The sequence below is a fragment of the Halorubrum sp. SD612 genome, assembly GCF_002135005.1.
This window is the reverse complement of the sequence record NZ_NEWI01000299.1, coordinates 1-1911: the sequence shown is the minus strand read 5'-3', so window position 1 is coordinate 1911 and position 1911 is coordinate 1. Positions and strand designations below refer to the sequence as shown.

1 protein-coding gene is annotated in these 1911 nt (G+C 68.5%); it reads right to left on the bottom strand.

The genetic code is table 11. The features are described from left to right. Window positions 1-1911: DNA-directed RNA polymerase subunit A' (locus B9G38_RS16650; RefSeq protein WP_143415589.1), on the bottom strand; the 1911-nt coding region annotated here is incomplete at both ends.

Here is a 1911-nt window from a genome sequence, read left to right as displayed (position 1 = left end):
CCTCGCCGGAGGAGACCTTCACCGGCGAGGTGCCGTCCTCGCCGAACTCGAACTGGACGATCCGGCCCGACGTGTCCCGGACCGTGCCGTCGTACTGCGCCTCCAGCTCGGAGAGCGCGTTGATGAGGCGGCGCTGGAGGTAGCCGGACTTGGAGGTCCGGACGGCCGTGTCGACCAGCCCCTCGCGGCCGCCCATCGCGTGGAAGAAGAACTCCTCGGGGGTGAGCCCGCCGCGGTAGGAGTTCTCCACGAAGCCGTGCGCCTCCGAGGAGAGGTCGTTCGGCCGGTAGTGCGAGAGCGTCCGGTCCTCGTAGCCGCGGTTGATCCGCTCGCCGCGGACCGCCTGCTGGCCGACGGAGCCGGCCATCTGCGTGAGGTTCAGCATCGAGCCACGCGCGCCCGAGCGGGCCATCACGACCGCCGGGTTGTCGTCGCCGAAGTGCTGGTCGGCGATCTCACCCGCCGAGTCGCGGGCCTTCCCGAGCGTCTGCATGATCTTCATCTCCAGCGTCTCGTCGACGCCCCGGCCCGGCAGCGATTCGAGCTCGCCGGCCTCGTACGTCGCGATCAGCTCCTGAACGCGGTCGTAGGCGCTCTCGATCGCCTCGTCGACCTGCTCTTCGGCCTCCGGCGGGATCGACTCGTCGTCGATCCCGATCGAGAACCCGAAGTTCATGATCGCGCGCATCGCCAGCGACGCGATCTCGTTGATGAACACGCGGGCGCGCGTCTCGCCGTACTCCTTGGTGAGCGTGTCGACGACCTCGCCGCCGAACGCGCCGACCGCGTCCTCGTCGATGGTCCCCTCGATCAGCTGCCCGTCCTCGATGACGACGCTGTCGCCGGCCGAGGAGGTGAAAGAGAGGTCGAGGTCGTCCGGGAGCAGCTCCGAGAACAGCGTCCGGCCGGTCCAGAACTCGCGGCCGTCGTCGTCGACGCCGTCGGCCTCGGGCAGCTCGTCCACGCGGGTGGCGCGGAGCAGGTCGAGCGCCTGCGTCTCGGAGAACTCGGGGTTCGAGTGGGTGAGCAGGTAGGTCCCGGAGATGTGGTCCTGAATGGCGCCGATGATGTTCCCGCCGAAGCGGGGCGAGAGGATCTGCTCCTGGACGCGCATGAGGACGCGGGCCTCGGCGCGGGCCTCCTCGTTCTGTAGCGCGTGCATGTTCATCTCGTCGCCGTCGAAGTCGGCGTTGTACGGCGGACAGACGACGGTGTTGAGCCGGAACGTCTTGTACGGCATCACCACGACCTCGTGGGCCATGATGGACATCCGGTGGAGCGAGGGCTGCCGGTTGAAGATCACGATGTCGCCGTCCACGAGGTGGCGGTTCACCTCCCAGTCGGCCTCGACCTTCTCGGCGAGCTCCTCGCAGTTCTTCTCGGTCACCTTCAGCCGGCGACCGTCGGGGCGGCGCACGTAGTTCGCGCCGGGGTGGGCCTCCGGGCCGTTCCGGACGTACTGTCGCGCCTCCTCGACGTTGCGCTCGGTGACGTTGAGCGTCTGGGTCATCTCCTTCGCCACGCGGTCCGGCACGCCGACCTCGTTCAGCGAGAGCGTCGGGTCGGGCGAGATGACGGTCCGGGCGGAGAAGTTGACGCGCTTCCCCGAAAGCGAACCGCGGAAGCGGCCCTCCTTCCCCTTCAGCCGCTGGCTGAGGGTCTTGAGGGGACGGCCGGAGCGGTGTCGCGCCGGCGGCGTCCCGCTGATCTCGTTGTCGACGAAGGTGGTGACGTGGTACTGCAAGAGCTCCCAGAGGTCCTCGATGATCAGCTGCGGGGCGCCCGCCTCGCGGTTCTCCATGAACCGCTGGTTGATCCGGATGATGTCGACCAGCTTGTGGGTGAGGTCGTCCTCGGAGCGCTGACCGTTGTCGAGCGTGATGGAGGGACGAGTGGTCACCGGCGGCACCG